Annotated in this window: 14 protein-coding genes; 10 read left to right on the plus strand and 4 right to left on the minus strand. The window is 66.4% G+C overall.

The window, feature by feature from the left end; all coding sequences use genetic code 11:
• Window position 1: 1 nt before the first annotated feature.
• From HMPREF9710_RS09310 to HMPREF9710_RS09320, 3 genes are read left to right on the plus strand one after another with little or no spacing between them, the layout of a single operon-like run.
• A complete protein-coding gene (locus tag HMPREF9710_RS09310) occupies window positions 2–2,533 on the plus strand; it encodes an ABC transporter permease (protein ID WP_005665799.1) in 2,532 nt (843 codons plus the stop codon).
• Between the two features lie 57 nt (window positions 2,534–2,590).
• Window positions 2,591–3,004 carry a group II truncated hemoglobin gene (locus tag HMPREF9710_RS09315; RefSeq protein ID WP_005665800.1) on the plus strand — a complete coding sequence of 138 codons (414 nt, stop codon included), beginning with the start codon at window positions 2,591–2,593 and terminating at the stop codon, window positions 3,002–3,004.
• A gap of 8 nt (window positions 3,005–3,012) precedes the next feature.
• Window positions 3,013–4,332: a DNA recombination protein RmuC gene (locus tag HMPREF9710_RS09320; RefSeq protein WP_005665801.1), complete on the plus strand. Its 1,320-nt coding sequence runs from the start codon at window positions 3,013–3,015 to the stop codon at window positions 4,330–4,332.
• A gap of 74 nt (window positions 4,333–4,406) precedes the next feature.
• Here HMPREF9710_RS09320 and moeA read toward each other — a convergent pair whose 3' ends face one another.
• The 3 genes from moeA to HMPREF9710_RS09335 form a co-directional block, all read right to left on the minus strand.
• Window positions 4,407–6,290, minus strand: a complete 1,884-nt coding sequence (gene moeA / locus HMPREF9710_RS09325) for a molybdopterin molybdotransferase MoeA (protein ID WP_005665802.1) — start codon at window positions 6,288–6,290, stop codon at window positions 4,407–4,409.
• 11 nt (window positions 6,291–6,301) lie between these two features.
• Window positions 6,302–7,414, minus strand: coding sequence for a GTP 3',8-cyclase MoaA (gene moaA, locus HMPREF9710_RS09330; RefSeq protein ID WP_005665803.1), 1,113 nt, complete (start codon window positions 7,412–7,414; stop codon window positions 6,302–6,304).
• 133 nt (window positions 7,415–7,547) lie between these two features.
• Window positions 7,548–10,748 carry an Rne/Rng family ribonuclease gene (locus HMPREF9710_RS09335; RefSeq protein ID WP_005665805.1) on the minus strand — a complete coding sequence of 1,067 codons (3,201 nt, stop codon included), beginning with the start codon at window positions 10,746–10,748 and terminating at the stop codon, window positions 7,548–7,550.
• A gap of 691 nt (window positions 10,749–11,439) precedes the next feature.
• Between HMPREF9710_RS09335 and HMPREF9710_RS09340 the strand changes: the two genes are divergently transcribed.
• The 4 genes from HMPREF9710_RS09340 (at window position 11,440) to HMPREF9710_RS09355 (ending at window position 14,561) form a co-directional block, all read left to right on the plus strand.
• Entirely contained in the window at window positions 11,440–12,423 is a 984-nt protein-coding gene (locus HMPREF9710_RS09340) for an RluA family pseudouridine synthase (RefSeq protein WP_005665806.1), read from the plus strand.
• Window positions 12,424–12,484: 61 nt separating this feature from the next.
• Window positions 12,485–13,144, plus strand: a complete 660-nt coding sequence (locus tag HMPREF9710_RS09345) for an HAD-IIIA family hydrolase (protein WP_005665807.1) — start codon at window positions 12,485–12,487, stop codon at window positions 13,142–13,144.
• Window positions 13,145–13,160: 16 nt separating this feature from the next.
• Window positions 13,161–13,538, plus strand: a complete 378-nt coding sequence (locus HMPREF9710_RS09350; protein ID WP_005665808.1) for a Rieske (2Fe-2S) protein — start codon at window positions 13,161–13,163, stop codon at window positions 13,536–13,538.
• Between the two features lie 27 nt (window positions 13,539–13,565).
• Complete coding sequence (locus HMPREF9710_RS09355; protein WP_005665809.1) at window positions 13,566–14,561, plus strand: S49 family peptidase; 996 nt, start codon at window positions 13,566–13,568, stop codon at window positions 14,559–14,561.
• A 350-nt stretch (window positions 14,562–14,911) separates the two neighbouring features.
• Here HMPREF9710_RS09355 and HMPREF9710_RS27810 read toward each other — a convergent pair whose 3' ends face one another.
• Entirely contained in the window at window positions 14,912–15,334 is a 423-nt protein-coding gene (locus tag HMPREF9710_RS27810) for a hypothetical protein (RefSeq protein ID WP_157225465.1), read from the minus strand.
• A gap of 235 nt (window positions 15,335–15,569) precedes the next feature.
• Between HMPREF9710_RS27810 and HMPREF9710_RS09365 the strand changes: the two genes are divergently transcribed.
• The 3 genes from HMPREF9710_RS09365 to HMPREF9710_RS09375 all read left to right on the plus strand — a co-directional run bounded on the left by HMPREF9710_RS09365 (window position 15,570) and on the right by HMPREF9710_RS09375 (window position 18,611).
• Window positions 15,570–16,286 carry a pseudouridine synthase gene (locus HMPREF9710_RS09365; protein WP_005665810.1) on the plus strand — a complete coding sequence of 239 codons (717 nt, stop codon included), beginning with the start codon at window positions 15,570–15,572 and terminating at the stop codon, window positions 16,284–16,286.
• A gap of 191 nt (window positions 16,287–16,477) precedes the next feature.
• A complete protein-coding gene (locus HMPREF9710_RS09370) occupies window positions 16,478–17,563 on the plus strand; it encodes a phospholipase A (protein WP_229409757.1) in 1,086 nt (361 codons plus the stop codon).
• A 55-nt stretch (window positions 17,564–17,618) separates the two neighbouring features.
• On the plus strand, window positions 17,619–18,611 hold the full coding sequence (locus tag HMPREF9710_RS09375; RefSeq protein WP_005665813.1) for a fumarylacetoacetate hydrolase family protein: 993 nt from the start codon (window positions 17,619–17,621) through the stop codon (window positions 18,609–18,611).
• The last annotated feature ends 8 nt before the right edge of the window (window positions 18,612–18,619 follow it).

The following is an 18,619-nucleotide window of genomic DNA, read 5'->3' on the forward strand; positions in this document are numbered from 1 at the left end:
CATGTTCGTCCAGGCTCTTCGCATGACGGCGCGCGACTGGCGCGCCGGTGAGCTGCGCTTCCTGCTGGTGGCGCTGATCGTCGCGGTCGCGGCACTGAGTTCGGTCGGCTTCTTCATCGACCGCATGCGCTCCGGCATGGACCGCGACGCCCACCAGCTGCTCGGCGCCGACCTGCTGGTCAATACCGACGACCCGGTGCGCCAGGAGTGGCGCGCCGAAGCGTTGAAGCGTGGCCTGCTGCTGGCCGACACTGTCACCTTCCCGAGCATGGCGCAAGCCGGCGAGGGCGACGACTCGCTGGCCCAGCTGTCGTCGATCAAGGCGGTGTCAAAAGGCTATCCGCTGCGCGGCCAGATGAGCATCACGACGGACCCTGTCGCCGCCGGCGGCGCGCAGGGCACGCCCACGCGCGAGGTGCCGGCGCGCGGCACGGTCTGGGTCGATCCCGGCCTGCTGCCGCAGCTGCGCACCGAGGTCGGCGCCATGCTCACCCTGGGCAACAGCCAGTTCCGCATCGCCCAGCTGATCGCCACCGAACCGGACAAGGGCGCTTCGTTCGCCAACTTCGCGCCGCGCGTGATGCTGGCGCTGGAAGACCTGCAGGCCACCGGCCTGGTCGACGACTTCGCGCGCGTGAGCTTCCGCCTGATGGTCGCCTCGAAGGACGTGAACGACATGGCCGCGGTGCGCGACTACGAACAGTGGATACGCGCCCAGATCCGCGACAACAACATCAAGGGCGTGCGCATCGAGACGCTGGAAAACGGCCGCCCCGAGATGCGCGCGACGCTCGATCGCGCGGGATTGTTCCTGTCGCTGGTGGGCCTGTTGTCGGCGATGCTGGCGGCGGTCGCGGTGGCGATGGCGGCGCGCCGCTTCATGGGCCGCCACCTGGACGCCTGCGCCATGCTGCGCTGCCTGGGCCTGACCCAGAACCAGGTCACCGTGCTGTACCTGCTCGAATTCGGATTCATCGGCCTCCTGGGCAGCGTGATCGGGGTGCTGGTCGGCTTCGGCGCCCACTTCGTGCTGCTCGAGATGATCGCCTCGCTGATCAAGACCGAGCTGCCGCCGGTGTCGATGCTGCCCGCGCTGCAGGGCGTGGCGACCGGTTTGATGCTGCTGGTCGGCTTCGCGCTGCCGCCGATTCTCCAGTTGCGCAACGTGCCGCACAACCGGGTGATCCGGCGCGAGCAGGGCGCGCCGCAGCCGGCCGCGCTGGCGACCTATGGCCTCGGCGTCGGCGTGTTCTTCCTGCTGCTTTTGTGGCAGGCGGGCGACCCGACCCTGGCCCTGATCACCGCCGGCGGCTTCCTGGGCGGCTTCGCCTTCTTCGCCCTGGTGGCCTGGCTCGGCCTGCAAGGGCTGCGCCGGATGCGCGGCGCGTTCAAGAGCCAGGGCTGGCGCTTCGCCGTCACCTCGCTGCAGCGCCGTCCCGGCGCCACCGTGGTGCAGGTGGTGTCGCTGGCGCTGGGCCTGATGGCGCTGCTGCTGCTGACCGTGGTGCGCGGCGACCTGATGGCGGCCTGGCAGCTGGCCACGCCCGCCGATGCGCCGAACCGCTTCGTGATCAACATCCTGCCCGAGCAGAAGCAGGCGGTCGAAGGCCAGCTGCTGGCGGCCGGCGTCAAGGAACCCGTGCTGTACCCGATGATCCGTGGCCGCCTGACGGCCATCAATGGCAACGCGATCACGCGCGACACCTTCCAGGACGGCGAGGCGCGGCGCCTGGCCAACCGCGAATTCAACCTGTCGACGACCAATGTGCTGCCGCAGGCGAACGAGGTGGTGCAGGGCGAATGGTTCAGGGACGCGCCGGGCGTGGCCGAGGCCTCGGTCGAGCAGAGCATCATGGAGCGCCTCGGCCTGAAGCTGGGCGACACCATGCGCTTCGACATGGCGGGCTTGCTCGTCGACGCGAAGATCACCAGCGTGCGCAAGCTCGAATGGGGCTCGATGCGCGCCAACTTCTTCGTCATCATTAATCCGGCGGCGATGGCCGATGCGCCGACCACCTACATGACCGCCTTCCATGTGCCGCCCGAGGGGGCGAACCTGGGCAATGCGCTGACCCGCAACCATCCGAACCTGACGGTGATCGATGTCTCGGGCATCATCCGCCAGCTGCAGGACGTGCTGGACCAGGTGGTGACGGCGGTCGAATTTTTGTTCCTGTTCACGCTCGCTTCCGGCGTGCTGGTGCTGTATGCGGCGCTGATGGGATCGCAATCCGAGCGCACGCGCGAAGCGGGCCTGCTGCGCGCGCTGGGCGCCACGCGCCAGCAGCTGGCGCAGGCGCAGCGCATCGAGTTCGTGCTGGTGGGCGGCCTGGCGGGCCTGCTGGCGGCGAGCGGCGCGGCGGCGCTGGGTTGGGCGCTGGCCACCTACCAGTTCAAGTTCCCGTGGGTGTTCGAGCCGGGCGTATGGATCGCGGGCCTGTTCGTCGGCGCGCTGTGCGCGATCGTCGGCGGCTGGCTGGGCCTGCGCGGGGTGTTGCGGCAGCCGCCGTTGCAAACGCTGCGCGAAGCGTAAGCGCGATAATGCAGGCGCCGAGGACACGGTCCGCGGCGCCTGCGCTATCATGGCGGGATGTCCGAACATCACACCGAAACCCCCGCCGAATCCCAGACCCTGTACGAGATGATGGGCGGCGGCGAGCGCCTGCGGGCGCTGGTCGACCGCTTCTATGACCTGATGCAGCTGGAGCCCGATTTCGCCGGCATCCACGCCATGCACCCGGTGCCCAACGACAGCTCGCGCGAAAAGACCTTCATGTTCCTGTCCGGCTGGATGGGCGGCCCCGACCTGTACATCGAACGCTACGGCCACCCGCGCCTGCGCGCGCGCCACCTGCCGTTCGCGATCGGCAGCGCGGAGCGCGACCAGTGGCTGCGCTGCATGGCCTGGGCCATGGAAGACCTGGGCTACGACGACACGCTGCGTGTGCGCATGATGAATTCCTTCTTCCAGACCGCGGACTGGATGCGCAACAAACCTGATTGAGCGCCACCATGACCGTCGCCGAAATCCTCATCCTGGTCGGCCTCGTCGTCGTGGCCGGCCTGCTGGTTGTCGTCCTGCTGCGCATGCGCGGCAATGGCGACGGCGCCCACGTCGAACGCCTGGAACGCGAGCTGCGCCAGGAGCTGCAATCGAGCGCCCAGGCGACGCGCCAGGAACTGGCCGCTCACCTCGCTCAATATCACAATGCCACGGTCCAGCAACTGGACAGCATGCGCCAGCAGATGCAGCTGCACTCCAGTAGCGGGCGCGAGGAACAGGCGCGCGCGCTGAAGCGCTTCGCCGACACCCTGCAGCAGACGCTGGGCAATCTGACCGAATCGAACGCCCAGCGCATGCTCGAGGTGCGCAACACGCTCGAAACCAAGATCCGCGACCTGCAAAGCGATAATGCCAAACGCCTCGAAGAGATGCGCCAGACGGTCGACGAGAAACTGCATGCGACGCTGGAGACGCGCCTGTCCGAATCGTTCCGCCAGGTGTCGGAGCGCTTGGAAAAAGTGCACCAGGGCCTGGGCGAGATGCAGCAGCTGGCGATCGGCGTGGGTGACCTGAAGCGGGTGCTCACCAACGTCAAGACCCGCGGCACATGGGGCGAGGTGCAACTGGAGATGCTGCTGGAGCAGGTGCTCACCGTCGACCAGTACGCCAAGAACGTCGAGACGGTGGCCGGTTCGAACGCGCGGGTCGAGTTCGCGATCAAGCTGCCCGGCGTGGTCGACGGCGGCGCGCCGCTGTGGCTGCCGATCGACGCCAAGTTCCCCAAGGAGCAGTACGAACGCCTGCTGCTGGCCAGCGATGAAGCCGATGCCGATGGCGTGGCGCGCGCCGGCGCCGAGCTGGAACGGGCGGTGCGGGGCGAAGCGCGCACCATTTGCGATAAATACGTGTCGCCGCCGCAGACGACCGACTTCGCCATCCTGTTCCTGCCGACCGAGGGCCTGTACGCCGAGGTGATGCGCCGTCCCGGCCTGGCCGACGAGCTGCAGCGCACCCTGCGGGTGACGATCGCGGGGCCGTCGACGCTGGCGGCGCTGCTCAACAGCCTGCAGATGGGTTTCCGCACCCTGGCGCTGGAAAAACGCTCGTCCGAGGTGTGGCAGGTGCTGGGGGCGGTCAAGACCGAGTTCACCAAGTTCGGCGACGTGCTGGCCACCACCAAGCTGACGCTGGAAAAGGCGGCCAAGAACATCGAAAGCGCCGAGGTGCGCAGCCGCCAGATGGCGCGCAAATTGAAATCGGTGGAGGCGTTGCCGAGCGAGGCGGCGCAGTTGATGCTTGGGCCGGATGGCCTGGAGCGGGACGATTGATTGTTGAATAATGTGAAGCATGTGGCATGGGCGGCTCCGCCGCCCATGCCACGAGTTCAGTGCCTATCAAGCTGTCAGAACAACCCCTCGAACGGCAAGATATCCACCATCTCCCCCGCCGCGACACTGCCCTGCCCATCATGCAGCACGACCATGCAATTCGCCTCCGACATCGAGCGCAGGATGCCCGAGCCCTGCGACCCGGTGATGCGCACCTCCGGCTCGCCATCGGCCCCGCGCGCGACGATGCCGCGCTGGTATTCGGTGCGCCCCGGCTTCTTGCGGATCGCCTCGATCGAGCGCGCACGCAGCAGCGGCAGCGGCGCCTCGGCGCCCATCATGCGCAGCAGCGCCTCGCGCGCGAAGAAGTAGAACGACACCATCACCGCCACCGGATTGCCCGGCAGGCCGAATAAAAATGCGCTGCGGCCGTTGGACGACACCCGGCCGAAGGCCAGCGGCCGGCCCGGACGCATGCCGATCTTCCAGAACGTCACGTCGCCCAGTTCGGCCATCACCTGCTTCGTGTAGTCGGCCGCGCCGACCGAGACGCCGCCCGAAGTAATAATGGCGTCGGCGTTCTCGCAGGCGGTGCGCAGCGCCTCTTCCAAAGCCTCGGGGCTGTCGCGCACCACGCCCATGTCGATGATCTCGCAGCCCAGGCGGGCCAGCATGCCGTAGATCGTGTAGCGGTTGCTGTCATACACACAACCCTCGTCGAGCGTTTCGCCGATCGAGCGCAGCTCGTCGCCGGTCGAGAAGAAGGCCACGCGCAGGCGGCGCTGCACGGGAATCTCGGCGAAGCCGAGCGAGGCGCACAGCCCCAGGTCGGCCGGGCGGATGACGCGGCCGGCCTTCAGGGCGGCGCTGCCGGCCTTCAGGTCTTCGCCGGCCAGGCGGCGGTTGTCCCCTGGACGGATCGCGCCGGCGCGCAGGGTGACGGTATCAATGGTCGTGCTCTCGGCGAATTCCTGCGGCAGCACGCTGTCGCAGCCGGCCGGCATCACGCCGCCGGTCATGATGCGCACGCATTCGCCAGGTCCTGGCGTGATGTCGAGCGGCTTGCCGGCGTAGGCGACGCCGACCACCTTCAGCGTGACCGTGCCTTCGGCCGGCAGGTCGCCGCCGCGCAGCGCGTAGCCGTCCATGGCCGAGTTGTCGTGCGCCGGCACATTGATCGGCGAGACCAGGTCGCGCGCCAGCACGCGGCCGAGGGATGAACGCAAAGCCACCATTTCCACCGCGCGCACGGGTTGCACGAAGTCGCGGATGATGCGCTGGGCGTCCTGCACGCGCAGCGCGTCCGGATCGTAGCCGTTGATGCAGCTCGCCACCTGGGCCAGGCTGGCAGGGAAGGGCGGGGAAGGGTCGTCCAGCCCGCGCAGCTCGTCCAGGGTATTGATGTTGCGGAAGGCGTCGGCGTCGTCGAAGACCACCTCGACCGCCTTCAGGTCGCGGTGCCAGCCGTCGACGCGGCGGCCGCCCTCGAGCAGGTAGGCCGACAGCTGCGGCAGCCGGTCCGCGCGCACCAGGCAGAACACGGGATGCGGCTGCGCGCGCTTGCCGGCTTCCTGCGTCGCGGCGTAGGCGACGTCGGCATCGGCTTCCTGCAGCGCGGCGAACAGGCGAGATGCCAGGTCGGCCGGCAGGAAGGGCGAGTCGCAAGGGACGGCCAGCAGGTAGGGCGTGGCGCAATGGCGCAGGCCGGCTTCGAGACCGGCGAGCGGCCCGGGATAGGGTTCCACTCCGTCCGCGACTTCGTCGGGCAGCACCATCGCGTCGAAAGCGCGGTAGGCATCCAGGTTGCGGTTGGCGCTGATCGCCACCGGCCCGACCTGCGGCCGCAGGCGCGCCAGCACGTGCTCGACCATGGTGCTCGAGCGGAAGGGCTGCAAGCCCTTGTCGACATTGCCCATCCGCGAGCCGCGACCGCCCGCCAATACCAGTCCGCTGATCATCCCTTGTTCCATTATCCGCCTATATAGGACATTTCAACCTTGCGCGCGCCGTCGCGCTGCCCGATGCCGGTCTCCGCCGTGCGTGTCTCGGAATAACGATCGGCCCGTCCGCGCCACAGCTGGGCGATGGCGCCAGACAGCTCGAGGTCGCTGCGATCCGCGCGCAGCAACGCGCGCAGGTCGTGGCCGCGGGTGGCGAACAGGCAGGTATACAGCTTGCCCTCGGTCGACAGGCGCAGGCGCGAACAGTCGCCGCAGAAGGCCTGGGTGACGCTCGAAATGACGCCGATCTCGCCACCGCCATCCACGTAGCGCCAGCGCGAGGCGGTCTCGCCGCTGTAGTTGGCCGCGACGGGTTCGAGCGGCAGCTCGGCCGAGATGCGCCGCACGACCTCCTGCGACGGTACCACCTCGCGCATATTCCAGCCGTTCGAGGCGCCGACGTCCATGAATTCGATGAAGCGCAGGATGGTCGGCGAGCCCTTGAAGTGGCGCGCCATGGGCAGGAGCTGGTCGTCGTTGGTGCCGCCCTTGACCACCATATTGACCTTGACCGGCCCCAGGCCGGCCGCGTGGGCGGCGTCGATGCCGTGCAGCACGTCGGCGACGGCGAAGTCGACGTCGTTCATGCTGCGGAACACCTTGTCGTCCATCGCGTCGAGCGAGACCGTGACGCGGTCCAGGCCCGCATCCTTCAGCGCCTGGGCCTTGCGCGCCAGGATCGAGCCGTTGGTGGTGAGCGTGAGGTCGAGCGGACGGCCGCTCGGCGTCGGCAGCGCGCGCAGCATCGCGACCAGGCGCTCGAGGTTCTTGCGCAGCAGCGGCTCGCCGCCGGTCAGGCGCAGCTTTTCGACGCCGTGCGCGATGAACAGCCGCGCCACGCGCGTGATTTCCTCGAACGACAGCAGGTCGCCGTGCGGCAGGTACTGGTAATCCTTGTCGAAGACTTCCTTCGGCATGCAGTACACGCAACGGAAGTTGCAGCGGTCGGTGACCGAGATGCGCAGGTCGTGCAGGGGCCGGCCCAGCGCGTCGCTGAGCAGGCCAGTCGGTGCTTCGGGCACGGCCGGGACCTGCAGCGCGGAAGAGCGCAGGTCATTGATCAGAATGATTTTTTCAGCCATTTCAGTACGATAGCACGGGGCTGATGAAGCTGCCCGTACCAGATCCAGATGGAAATGCTACTGCTTGCTGCTCCAATAAAAAACGTCGTTCCTGCAAGCGCAGGAACGACGTGATGGCGCAGCCGATGATTGCTTACTGGCGCGTATCGACCTGCACCAGCGGCTCGTCTACCGGCGCGACCACCGGCTTGCGGGCGCGACCCAGGCGGACCGGCGGCGCCACGGCCGCTTCCTGGGCGGCGCGCAGTTTTTCAGGGTCGGTCGATGCCAGTTGCAGGCCGGCCTGGGCCAGCACTTCGTCCAGCTTGGCCGGGGCTTCGACCGGCGCAGCCGCCAGGGCGGCGCCCGGCGCAGGTGCGCTGGCCACAGGCGCGGCGGCTGGCGTCGGGGCGACGCTGACCGCCGGTGCGGCTGCAGGCGCCGGCTCGACCGCCGACGCGGCGACCGGTTCGGCTGCCGGCGCGGTGTCGACGACGGGCGCCGGCGCCGGAGCAGCCGCAGGTGCATCAGCTTGAGCGGCCTCGGCGCGTGCTTCGGCAACCGACGCCGCGGTCGGGAACGGGTTCTGCTGCGCAGCAACCGAGGCTGCGGTCGGGAACGGGTTCTGTTGAGCGGCAACCGAGGCTGCGGTCGGGAACGGGTTCTGTTGAGCGGCAACCGAAGCTGCAGTCGGGAACGGGATCTGCTCGGCAGCAACCGGCGCCGGTGCGACAGGAGCAGGAGCGGGAGCAGGCGTAGGAGCGGCAGCCTGCTCGGCCTCAGCCTTCGCAGCCGCCACCGACGCCGCGGTCGGGAACGGCCATGCATCGTGCGTGGCGGCACGTGCCGGCTTGGCCTTCGCGGCCTTGGCGGCGGCGGCGACCTTGGCCGCTTCTTCATCGGCTACCGGGGCGAATGCCGGCGCTTCGTCCGCACCTTCCAGCGCCTCGCCCTCGACCTGGTCACGGTCGCGACGATTGCGGTTACGGCCGCCACGGCGACGACGGCGGCGCGGCTCGTCGCCTTCGCCTTCGATTTCCTCGCCATCCGGGCCGATCGTCGTCACCGACTTCACGACCTGCTGCACGATTTCCTGGGTGCCTTCCGGACCGCTGGTGCTCACTGCAACAGTGGCGCTCGACACGACCTGGCTCACGCTGACTTCGTCGAGCTTGGCTTCGATGGCCTGGGTGGTGCGCTCGACACGTTCGGTACGCTCGCGCGGCTGGCGTGGCTGGCGCTCCTTGCGCTCGCCGCCGCGTTCTGCACGCTCGGGACGCTCGGCGCCCTCGACGCGCGCCGCGCCTTCGACCTGCTCGCGCGGTTCACGCGGCTCGCGTGGCTTGCGCTCGCGCGGCTGGCGCGGCTGGCGGCCTTCGCGGGCCTCTTCGCCTGGTGCGCCCTTGGCGATTTCCTCGCCCGGCGCGCCCTTGGCGACCGTGGCCACCGCGTCGCGCTCTTCGCGCTCACGGCCCGGCTTGGCGCCGCGTTCGCCACGCTCGCCGTTGCGGCCACCGTTGCGGCCATTCTTGTTGCGGTTGTTGCGCTCGCCACGCTCGGCCGGCGCAGGCGCGGCCGGCTTCTCGGCCACCACTGGCGCCGGGGCCGGTTCTTCCGGCTTGCCGAAGAAGAAGTCGCGCAGGCGGGCGAAGAAACCTTTCTCGGCCGGGGCCGGGGCTGGGGCGGGGGCCGGCGCGGCGGCGGCTTTCGCCGGCTTGGCCGCTTCGCTGCGGTCGACCACCGGGGCCGGCTGGGCCGGGGTGATGGTCTTGACGACGGCTTCCTGGCGCGGCTTCGCTTCTTCCTTCTGGCGCTTGGCGTAAGCCATGTCGGTGTCGGCGGTCTCGGCCATCGCATAGCTGGCGTGCGCGTCTTCCAGGCGCGGATCGTCGTGCTTGATGCGCTCGAGCTTGTAGTGCGGGGTGTCCAGATGCTTGTTCGGGATCAGGATTACGGTGATGCGGTGGCGGTTCTCGATCTTGAGCACTTCGCCGCGCTTTTCGTTCAGCAGGAACGCGGCGACGTCGACCGGCACCTGCACGTGGATCGCGGCCGAATTCTCTTTCATGGCCTCTTCCTGGATGATACGCAGGACTTGCAGGGCCGACGATTCGGTATCACGGATGTGGCCGGTGCCCGAGCAGCGCGGGCAGGTCACGTGCGAGCCTTCCGACAGCGAAGGACGCAGGCGCTGGCGCGACAGCTCCATCAGGCCGAAGCGCGAGATCTTGCCCATCTGGACGCGGGCGCGGTCGTGATGCAGGGCGTCCTTGAGGCGCTGTTCGACTTCGCGCTGGTTCTTGGCCACTTCCATGTCGATGAAGTCGATCACGATCAGGCCGCCCAGGTCGCGCAGGCGCAGCTGGCGGGCGACTTCGTCGGCCGCTTCGCAGTTGGTGTTGAAGGCGGTGGTTTCGATGTCCGAGCCGCGGGTGGCCCGCGCCGAGTTGACGTCGATGGAAACCAGGGCTTCGGTGTGGTCGATCACGATCGCGCCGCCCGATGGCAGCGGCACGGTGCGCGCGTAGGCGGTCTCGATCTGGTGTTCGATCTGGAAACGCGAGAACAGCGGCACGTCGTCGCTGTAGCGCTTCACGCGGTGCGCCATGTCGGGCATCACGTGGCTCATGAACTGCTGGGCCTGTTCGTAGATCTCGTCGGTGTCGATCAGCACTTCGCCGATGTCGGGCTGGAAGTAATCGCGGATGGCGCGGATGACCAGCGACGACTCCTGATAGATCAGGAAGGCGCCCGGGGCCGACTTGCCGGCGCCTTCGATCGCGCGCCACAGCTGCATCAGGTAGTTCAAGTCCCACTGCAGCTCTTCGACGGTGCGGCCGATGCCGGCGGTGCGGGCGATCACCGACATGCCTTGCGGCAGGTCGAGCTTGTCCATGGTTTCGCGCAGTTCCTGGCGCTCTTCGCCTTCGACGCGGCGCGACACGCCGCCGCCGCGCGGGTTGTTCGGCATCAGGACCAGGTAGCGGCCGGCCAGCGAGATGAACGAGGTCAGGGCGGCGCCCTTGTTACCGCGTTCTTCCTTCTCGACCTGGACCATGATTTCCTGGCCTTCCTTCAGCGCTTCCTTGATGGTGCAGTTGCGCACGTCGACGCCCTCGCGGAAATACGAGCGGGCGACTTCTTTGAAGGGGAGGAATCCGTGGCGGTCTTCGCCGTAGGATACGAAGCAGGCTTCGAGGGAGGGTTCGATGCGGGTGATGACACCCTTGTAGATGTTGGACTTGCGTTGCTCGCGACCGGCGGTCTCGATATCGATGTCGATCAGTTTTTGACCGTCGACAATCGCTACGCGCAGCTCCTCTTGCTGCGTAGCGTTAAACAACATACGTTTCATTTTTATAAACTCCGCGACCCGGGGGCCGTGTGATGGCCGCCCTCGCGGGCGGCGCAGCTACAGGGATGTATGCGGGGATGGGAGTCCAGGAGGGGAAATGCCCGTGGCGTGCGATACAGCGGAAAACAGTGACCACCGCGAAAAACTGCGAGTGAACACCGCGTCGCTGCCGCAACAGGGCGCTGTGGGGCCGAACGTCATTGTCCACGCACGCCGCGACCTGCGCTGGCCGCCTGCCACCACGTTGGGGTGGCACAGCGGAGCGAGGGGGTGTGCTAAAACCAGCCCGGCTCGAAGCCGACGACCGTCCAGGACCTGGAGGCGAAAAGACAGCCTAACTCACAAGTCTCGAGGACGGCCTTGCATCGGGCCCGGCGAAAACGACAAGCGTTATCGACACCATCACCCGACAAGCAAGATTTGCTTGCCGGTACTTATCCTTAAGAATCCTGACAATCCAATCCTGCATCTTTGCGCGCAACCCGATTACAACTGCAGGTGCAACCCTGATCGGCGCAAGGATGTGCGTACACGTTACTTTCCATCGAATTTGCAATGAGCGGGGCCGATGGAGCGCGCCCCTGTGTAAAATATCGTTTTAATTCTTACACCAGCAGAGGTTTGACCGCCGCCTGTCGATTATATATTCAAAATGAAGGACTTAGAGAGAATTTCTGGGAAGACAGAGCGAATGGCGACCCAAAACGATGTTGTTCCCCCTTCATCACAACAGGCTCTGCAGGCGCAATTTGTCACGATCGGCGAAGAAGACGCCGGACAGCGTATCGATAACTACCTGTTGCGTGTCTGCAAAGGTGTACCGAAGAGTCATATCTACCGCATCCTCCGTTCGGGTGAAGTGCGTGTCAACAAGGGCAGGATCGACCAGTTGTACCGCCTGGCCGAGGGCGATATGGTGCGTATCCCGCCGATCCGCATCGCCGAAAAAGCCAGCAACGACACCGTGCCGGGGACCGAATTCCCGGTGGTGTTTGAAGACGCGCACTTGCTCGTCATTAACAAGCCTGCCGGCGTGGCCGTGCATGGCGGTTCCGGCGTGTCCTACGGCGTGATCGAGCAATTGCGCGCAGCGCGGCCACAAGCCAAGTTCCTGGAACTGGTGCACCGGCTCGACCGCGAAACCTCGGGCCTGCTCCTGATCGGCAAGAAGCGCAGCGCACTGACCCACCTGCACGACCAGATGCGCGACGGGACCACCGACAAGCGTTATTTTGCGGCGGTGAAGGGCAACTGGCAGAACAAGCGCCAGCACGTCAAATTGCCGCTGCATAAATACACGACGGCGGATGGCGAAAAGCGGGTCGTGGTCCAGGCCGGCGGCCAGGAAGCGCACACCATTTTCAATCTCTTGAAAAAATGGCATGATTTCGCCCTGCTCGAAGCCGAACTCAAGACGGGCCGTACGCACCAGATCCGGGTGCATCTCGCCTCGAGCGGGTTCCCGATCCTGGGCGACGAAAAGTATGGCGACTTCGCTTTCAACAAACAGTTGCACAAGGCGGGCGGGGGACGCGGGGCGCTCAAGCGCATGTTCCTGCACGCGCACCAGATCACGTTCACCCACCCGGACAGCGGCGAGCGGATGACCTTGCGCGCGCCGATGCCCGAAGAATGCGAACGGTTCCTGGTAAGCCTGGGAGAGCCAAGTGCGTGATATGACACCTGCGCACGATCGAACAACTAAGGAGACAGGCGCCCTGGGCCGCCGCTAAATAATGGCAAGAAAACAATTTGACCTGATCGTGTTCGACTGGGACGGCACGCTGATGGACAGCACGGCGGCCATCGTCAAGTGCATCCAGGCGGCGGCGCGCGACCTCGGCCTGCCGGTCCCGAGCGACGCCTCGGCCGCCCACGTCATCGGTCTCGGCCTGGCCGAGGCGATGCAGGCGGTGATGCCCGACATCCAGCCGGCCATGTACCCGCGCATGGTCGAGCGCTACCGCTATCACTTCCTCACCAAGGACCATGAACTGGTGCTGTTCAAGGGCGTTCGGGAGATGTTGGCCGATCTTGATAACGAGGGCTACTTTTTGGCGGTGGCCACCGGCAAGAGCCGGGTAGGCCTCAACCGGGCCCTGAACGCCACCGGCCTGTTGTCGATCTTCGACGCGACCCGTTGTGCGGATGAGACATTCTCGAAGCCCCATCCCGCCATGCTGCAAGAACTGACCCGTGAACTGGGCCAGGACCTGCGCCGCACCGTGATGATCGGCGACACCACCCACGATCTCATGATGGCGAACAATGCCGGCGCGTCCGGCATCGCCGTCGAGTTCGGCGCACACCCGGTGGCCCAGCTGCAAGCCTGCCACCCGCTGTTCTCGGCGCGCTCGATTCCCGAGCTGCATGCCTGGCTGATCGAGCATGCCTGAATCCGCGAGCGCGCAGATGGTGGACGATGAGCGCCTGTTCGTGTGCGATGCCGAGGGTTTATTGGACGGCGGCCGCGGCGTCCGCTTCGCGCTGCTGGCCTGGGGACAGCCGGCCACCGGTTTCGTGATCCGCCACCGCGGCCAGGTGCATGGCTACCTGAACCGCTGCGCCCATGTGCCGATCGAGCTCGATTGGCGGGAAGGAGAGTTCTTCGAGTCCGGCGGCCAGTACCTGATGTGCGCCACCCACGGCGCGGTCTACGAGCCCGACAGCGGCAAATGCGCCGGCGGTCCGTGCCGCGGCGGGCGCCTGCATCCGATCGCCGTACACGAAGGCGCGGGCAAGATATACTGGCTGCCCGACGAGCGGTTCCGCGCGCCTGCGCAGGGATAGCGCTCGCCTTCGACCCCATCCGACTTTATGAGTGACCAAACGAACCACCCCGGCGACAGCCGGCTCGCATCGAATCCGACGATCGGCAACTGGGAGCGCGAAACGCTCGAGAAACTGGTGTTCGCCACCGTCCAGGAGCGGCGCCGCGCCCGGCGCTGGAGCATTTTCTTCAAACTGAGCTTCCTCACTGTCGCCCTGCTGGCGCTGTGGGCGTATTACGACTTCAATTTCGGCAGCGGCGACGTCGAAAACCTGGGCCGCCACACGGCCCTGATCGAAATCAACGGCGAGATCGAAGCCGAGGGCAGCGGCGCGGCCGATACCGTGATCCCCTCGCTGAACAAAGCGTTTTCCGACCCCGGCTCGGCGGCGGTGGTGCTGCGCATCGACAGCCCCGGCGGCAGCCCGGTCCAGGCCGGCATCATCGTGGACGAGATCCAGCGCCTCAAGCGCGGCTACCCCGACAAGCCCCTGTACGTGGTGGTGGACGAGATCTGCGCCTCGGGCGGCTACTACATTGCCTCGGCGGCCGACCGCATCTACGTCAACAAGGCCTCGATCGTCGGCTCGGTCGGCGTGCTGATGGACAGCTTCGGCTTCACCGGCACCATGGACAAGCTCGGCATCGAGCGGCGCCTGCTGACGGCCGGCGAAAACAAGGGTTTCCTCGATCCGTTCAGTCCGCAATCCGAAAAACACCGCGAACACGCCCAGGAGATGCTCAACGAGATCCACCAGCAATTCATCGCGGTGGTGCGGGCAGGCCGCGGCAAGCGCCTGAAGGAAACCCCGGAAACCTTCTCCGGTCTGTACTGGACCGGCGCCAGGGCGGTGGACATGGGCCTGGCCGACGCCTTCGGCACCGTCGACACGGTGGCGCGCGACATCGTCAAGGCCGAGGACATCGTCGACTACACGGCGCACGAAGGCTTGCCAGAACGGGTGCTCAAGAAATTTGGCGCCGCGGTCGGCGAAAGCGCGGTCAAGGCGGCCTACCACGGAGCCGTGCCGAAATTGCGCTGAACATTTTGTCCTTGAATACCGACGGCTAACGGCTATAGTGGAACGGTAGCGCGAGCAGCAAGGGTAGAGGGGCAAACGCTTCGACCGGCCCGGACGGCGACACGCTATCCACCGCACGCGATGCGGTTTTCGAGAGAATTCAATTCCTCACGGTAGTACGTCCCTGGGAGGCTTGCCGCATGGCGTGCCTGCCGCAGGAACGGAAACGACGGCCTTGGCCGTCGTTTCCATTTATACCTCATCGGTTTGTACCTCATCGGTACGGCTACTGCGCTCCTCCAGTTTTTCCGTCGCCCTGTTTTCCGGTCTCATCGAGGTGCCTCCGGCGTCCTGCCGGAAGGCATGCCGGTTCAGGTACAAGTGCCGCACTGACGGGCATCGCCATCGCGATCCGAACGGCAGGGGGGCTGCGAATTCTGCTGCGTAGGGTATTGGCTGTTTTGTCGGGAGACCTGCAATCCACCTTGTGACAAGCCGACCTGTGGTGGATGCCACATCGACGGCTTTCGGAAAGGTATCTGCTCTTCATGCTGGGCAAAGCCGCCACGGTCGAGCCAAGCCTGGTGGTCGCGCACGGTGCGGGCATACCAGGCGGCGCGCAGCGGTGGGTGGCCGCCGTGCAGGTGGGGAAGTCCGCCGCCGCGCCAGCGCGCCATGGCGAGTCGGGTCGGGAAAAGCGCCGCATGGTCCTTGGCGAGCCGTTGGCGCGCACAATGGGCCTCATGAGCGGAAAGCTTTCCATTTGCTGTGTCGAGATCGTCGTTCACGTTCATTCCTATCCTTTGGCTATGGCCGCCCCCTTTCAAGGACGTCGTAGGTGCCGTTAGGCGGATTCCTAACGTGTTGAAGTCTATCAATGCGAATTTCGAAAGGCTTGACGCTGCTCAAATGAACGGGTGCATGCAAAATGGGGTGGAGGTAACGGTAACAGATTGACCCGATAACGCTAACAGTCTTGCCTGGCAATGCTTTCCCAAGGGGCGTGCGCATCTGGTAAAGTCTCGGCCCATGAGTAAATTGTCCCTAGACCGTATTCTGCAATCGCAGGGATTCGGCACCCGCAAATATTGCCGCGCGCTGATCGAGGACGGCGACGTCGCCGTCAACGGCGAGACCGTCGACAGCTATAAAGCCACGTTCGACACCGATGGCCTGGTCCTGACCGTGTTCGACGAAGAATGGCCGTATCGCGAGCACGTCTATATCGCGCTGTACAAGCCGGCCAACTTCGAATGCTCGCGTAAACCAAGCCACCATCCGGGTGTGCTGACCCTGCTGCCGGAACAGTTTACCTGGCGCGAGGTGCAGCCGGTCGGCCGCCTCGACCACGACACCACGGGCATGCTCCTGATGTCGGACGACGGTCCGTTCATCCACGCCCAGTCCTCGCCCAAGCGCCACGTGCCCAAGGTTTACCAGGCCACGACCGCCGAGCCGGTCACCGCCGAACTGGTCGCCCACATGCTGGCCGGCGTGCAGCTGAACGACGAGCCGGCGCCCCTGAAGGCGGTGTCCTGTGTCCAGCGCGGCGAGCACACCCTCGAGATCGTCCTGGAGCAGGGCAAATACCACCAGGTCAAGCGGATGCTGGCCGCCGCCGGCAACCATTGCAGCGCGCTGCACCGCTCGCAGATCGGCGGCCTGACGCTGGAATCGCTCGGTCTCGAAGAGGGCGAATGGTGCTTCCTCGACCAGGCCCAGCTCGACTTGCTGGTGCCTGCCTGATCGATCCCGCAAACAGGCGGGCTTAACTGCATGCCTGGATGCAATACGTGCGACACCCAGAAGAAATATCCGCGACACTTACGCGCGATGGCAACTGAATACCAGTTGCTGCGCGAACGTTTTGATATAAAACAATAAATATGCACGCCTATCGCCCGAGAATTTCTCATACCATCGCCCTGGTTCCTCTCTTGCTGGCACTGCCGGCATTGGCCCAGACCGCACCGCACACCCTGGCCGAATGCGCCGCCATCGCCGACGGCAGCCAGCGCCTGGCCTGCTTCGACGGCGTTGCCGCCAGCCAGGCGGCCGCCGCTGCCGGCGCCGGTCCGGCCACCGCCGCCGTCGCCACGCCTGCCACCCCGGCCGCCGTGCCGCCGGTGCCGACCACGGCGCCAGTGGCCGAGGGCGCTTTCGATGCTCCGCGCACCAGCGCGGTGGACCGCACCGCCTCGGTCGATCCGGTAGTGCAGGCCGCGTCCCAGTACACCTTGAGCAGCCACTGGGAGCTCGACCCGCGCGACAAGCGTGGCGTGTTCAAGTTCCGTCCGCACCGCCCGAGCTACCTGATGGCGACCCGCACCCACCGCCCGAACGAAGAGCCGTACCGCGACTTCCTGGCCGCGGATCCGGATGCCGAGGGCCTGTCGAAGGCCGAGCTGGAGTTCCAGCTCAGCTTCAAGATGAAGATGGTCGAGACGCTGTTCGAACTGCCGGTCGACGTCTGGTTCGGCTATACCCAGAACAGCTTCTGGCAGGCGGCCAACCATGAGGCGTCCAGCCCGTTCCGCGAAACCAATTACCAGCCCGAGGTCATGTTCGTCACGCCGCTCGACTACGCGCTGGCGGGCGTCAACGTGCGCTTCCTGAACCTGGGCTTCGTGCACCAGTCGAATGGCCAGTCGTCGACGCTGTCGCGCAGCTGGAACCGGTTCTATGCCCAGGTCGGCCTGGAGCGCGGCCCGCTGACCATGACGGCCAAGGTCTGGAAGCGCGTCAACGAATCGTTCGACGACGACAACAACCCGGACATCATCGACTACATGGGCCGCTTCGAGCTCGAAGGCAATTACCGCTTGAATGGTGGCCACGAGCTGTCGGCCATGGTGCGCCGTAACTTCAGCACCGACAAGGGTGCGGTCCAGGTCGGATGGGCCTTCCCGCTGGCGGGCCCGGTCAAGGGCTATGTCAATGCCTTCGCCGGTTATGGCCAGAGCATGATCGACTATAACTACTTCCAGCGTGCGCTCGGCGCCGGCATCATCGTCAAGTACTGAGCCCGAAGTACTGAGCCGTACCGTAGAATGGCGGCCTCGCACCAGGAGGCCTCCCATGAAACTCGCCACGCTCGACGACGGCACCCGCGACGGCCAGCTGGCCGTGGTGTCGCGTGACCTGAAAACCGCCCACGTCGCCGACGGCATCGCGCCCAGCCTGCGCGCCGCCCTCGACGACTGGGCCTTCATCGCGCCCCAGCTCGACGTTCTTTATCGTCAACTGAATGAGGGCAAGGCGCGCCGTCCCTTCGACTTCGACCCGGCCCGCTGCATGGCCCCGCTGCCGCGCGCGAGCGGGCGCGTGTGCGGCGCCGCCTACCTGTATCACCACGAACTGGAACGCCGCGCCGCTGGCGCCGAATTGCCGGCAGCCTGGCGCGACGAGCCGCAACTGGCGCGGGCGGCCGGCGACGGCTTCCTGGGGCCGCGGCAAGACCTGGTGCTGGCGCGCGAGGAGTGGGGCATCGACTTCGGCGCCGAACTGGCGGTCGTGAGCGGCGACCTGGCGCAGGGCGCGACGCCGGACGCGGCGCATGGACAGATCCGCCTGCTGTTGCTGGCCAATGACGTCACCTTGCAGAACCTGGTGGCGGATGAGCGCGCCGCCGGCCTGGGCCTGTTGCATGCCAAGCCGGCGACCGCTTTCGCGCCGGTGGCGGTGACGCCGGACGAGCTGGGCGAGGCCTGGCGCGGCGGCAGGGCCGCGCTGCCGTTGCGGGTGGTGTGGAACGGCAATCCGGTCGGGACCCTGGAGGCGGGGGAGGACATGGCCTTCAGCTTCCCGCAACTGCTGGCGGCGCTGGCCGCCGGCCGCAAGGTCACGGCGGGCACCATTCTCGGCGCGGGCGTGGTCGCGAACCGCGCGACGCGCCGCCACACGCCGGGTTACGCCAGCATCGCCACGCAGCGCTGGCAGGAAACGATCGATGGCGGCGAAGCCGTCACCCAGTACCTGCGGTTCGGCGACACGGTGCGCATCGAGATGCTCGATGAGAACGGCAAATCGTTGTTCGGGGCGATCGAGCAGACGGTACGGCCGGCGGTGTAGCCGGCTGC

Source organism: Massilia timonae CCUG 45783 (assembly GCF_000315425.1).
In the GTDB taxonomy this organism is placed as follows: Bacteria; Pseudomonadota; Gammaproteobacteria; order Burkholderiales; family Burkholderiaceae_D; genus Telluria; species Telluria timonae.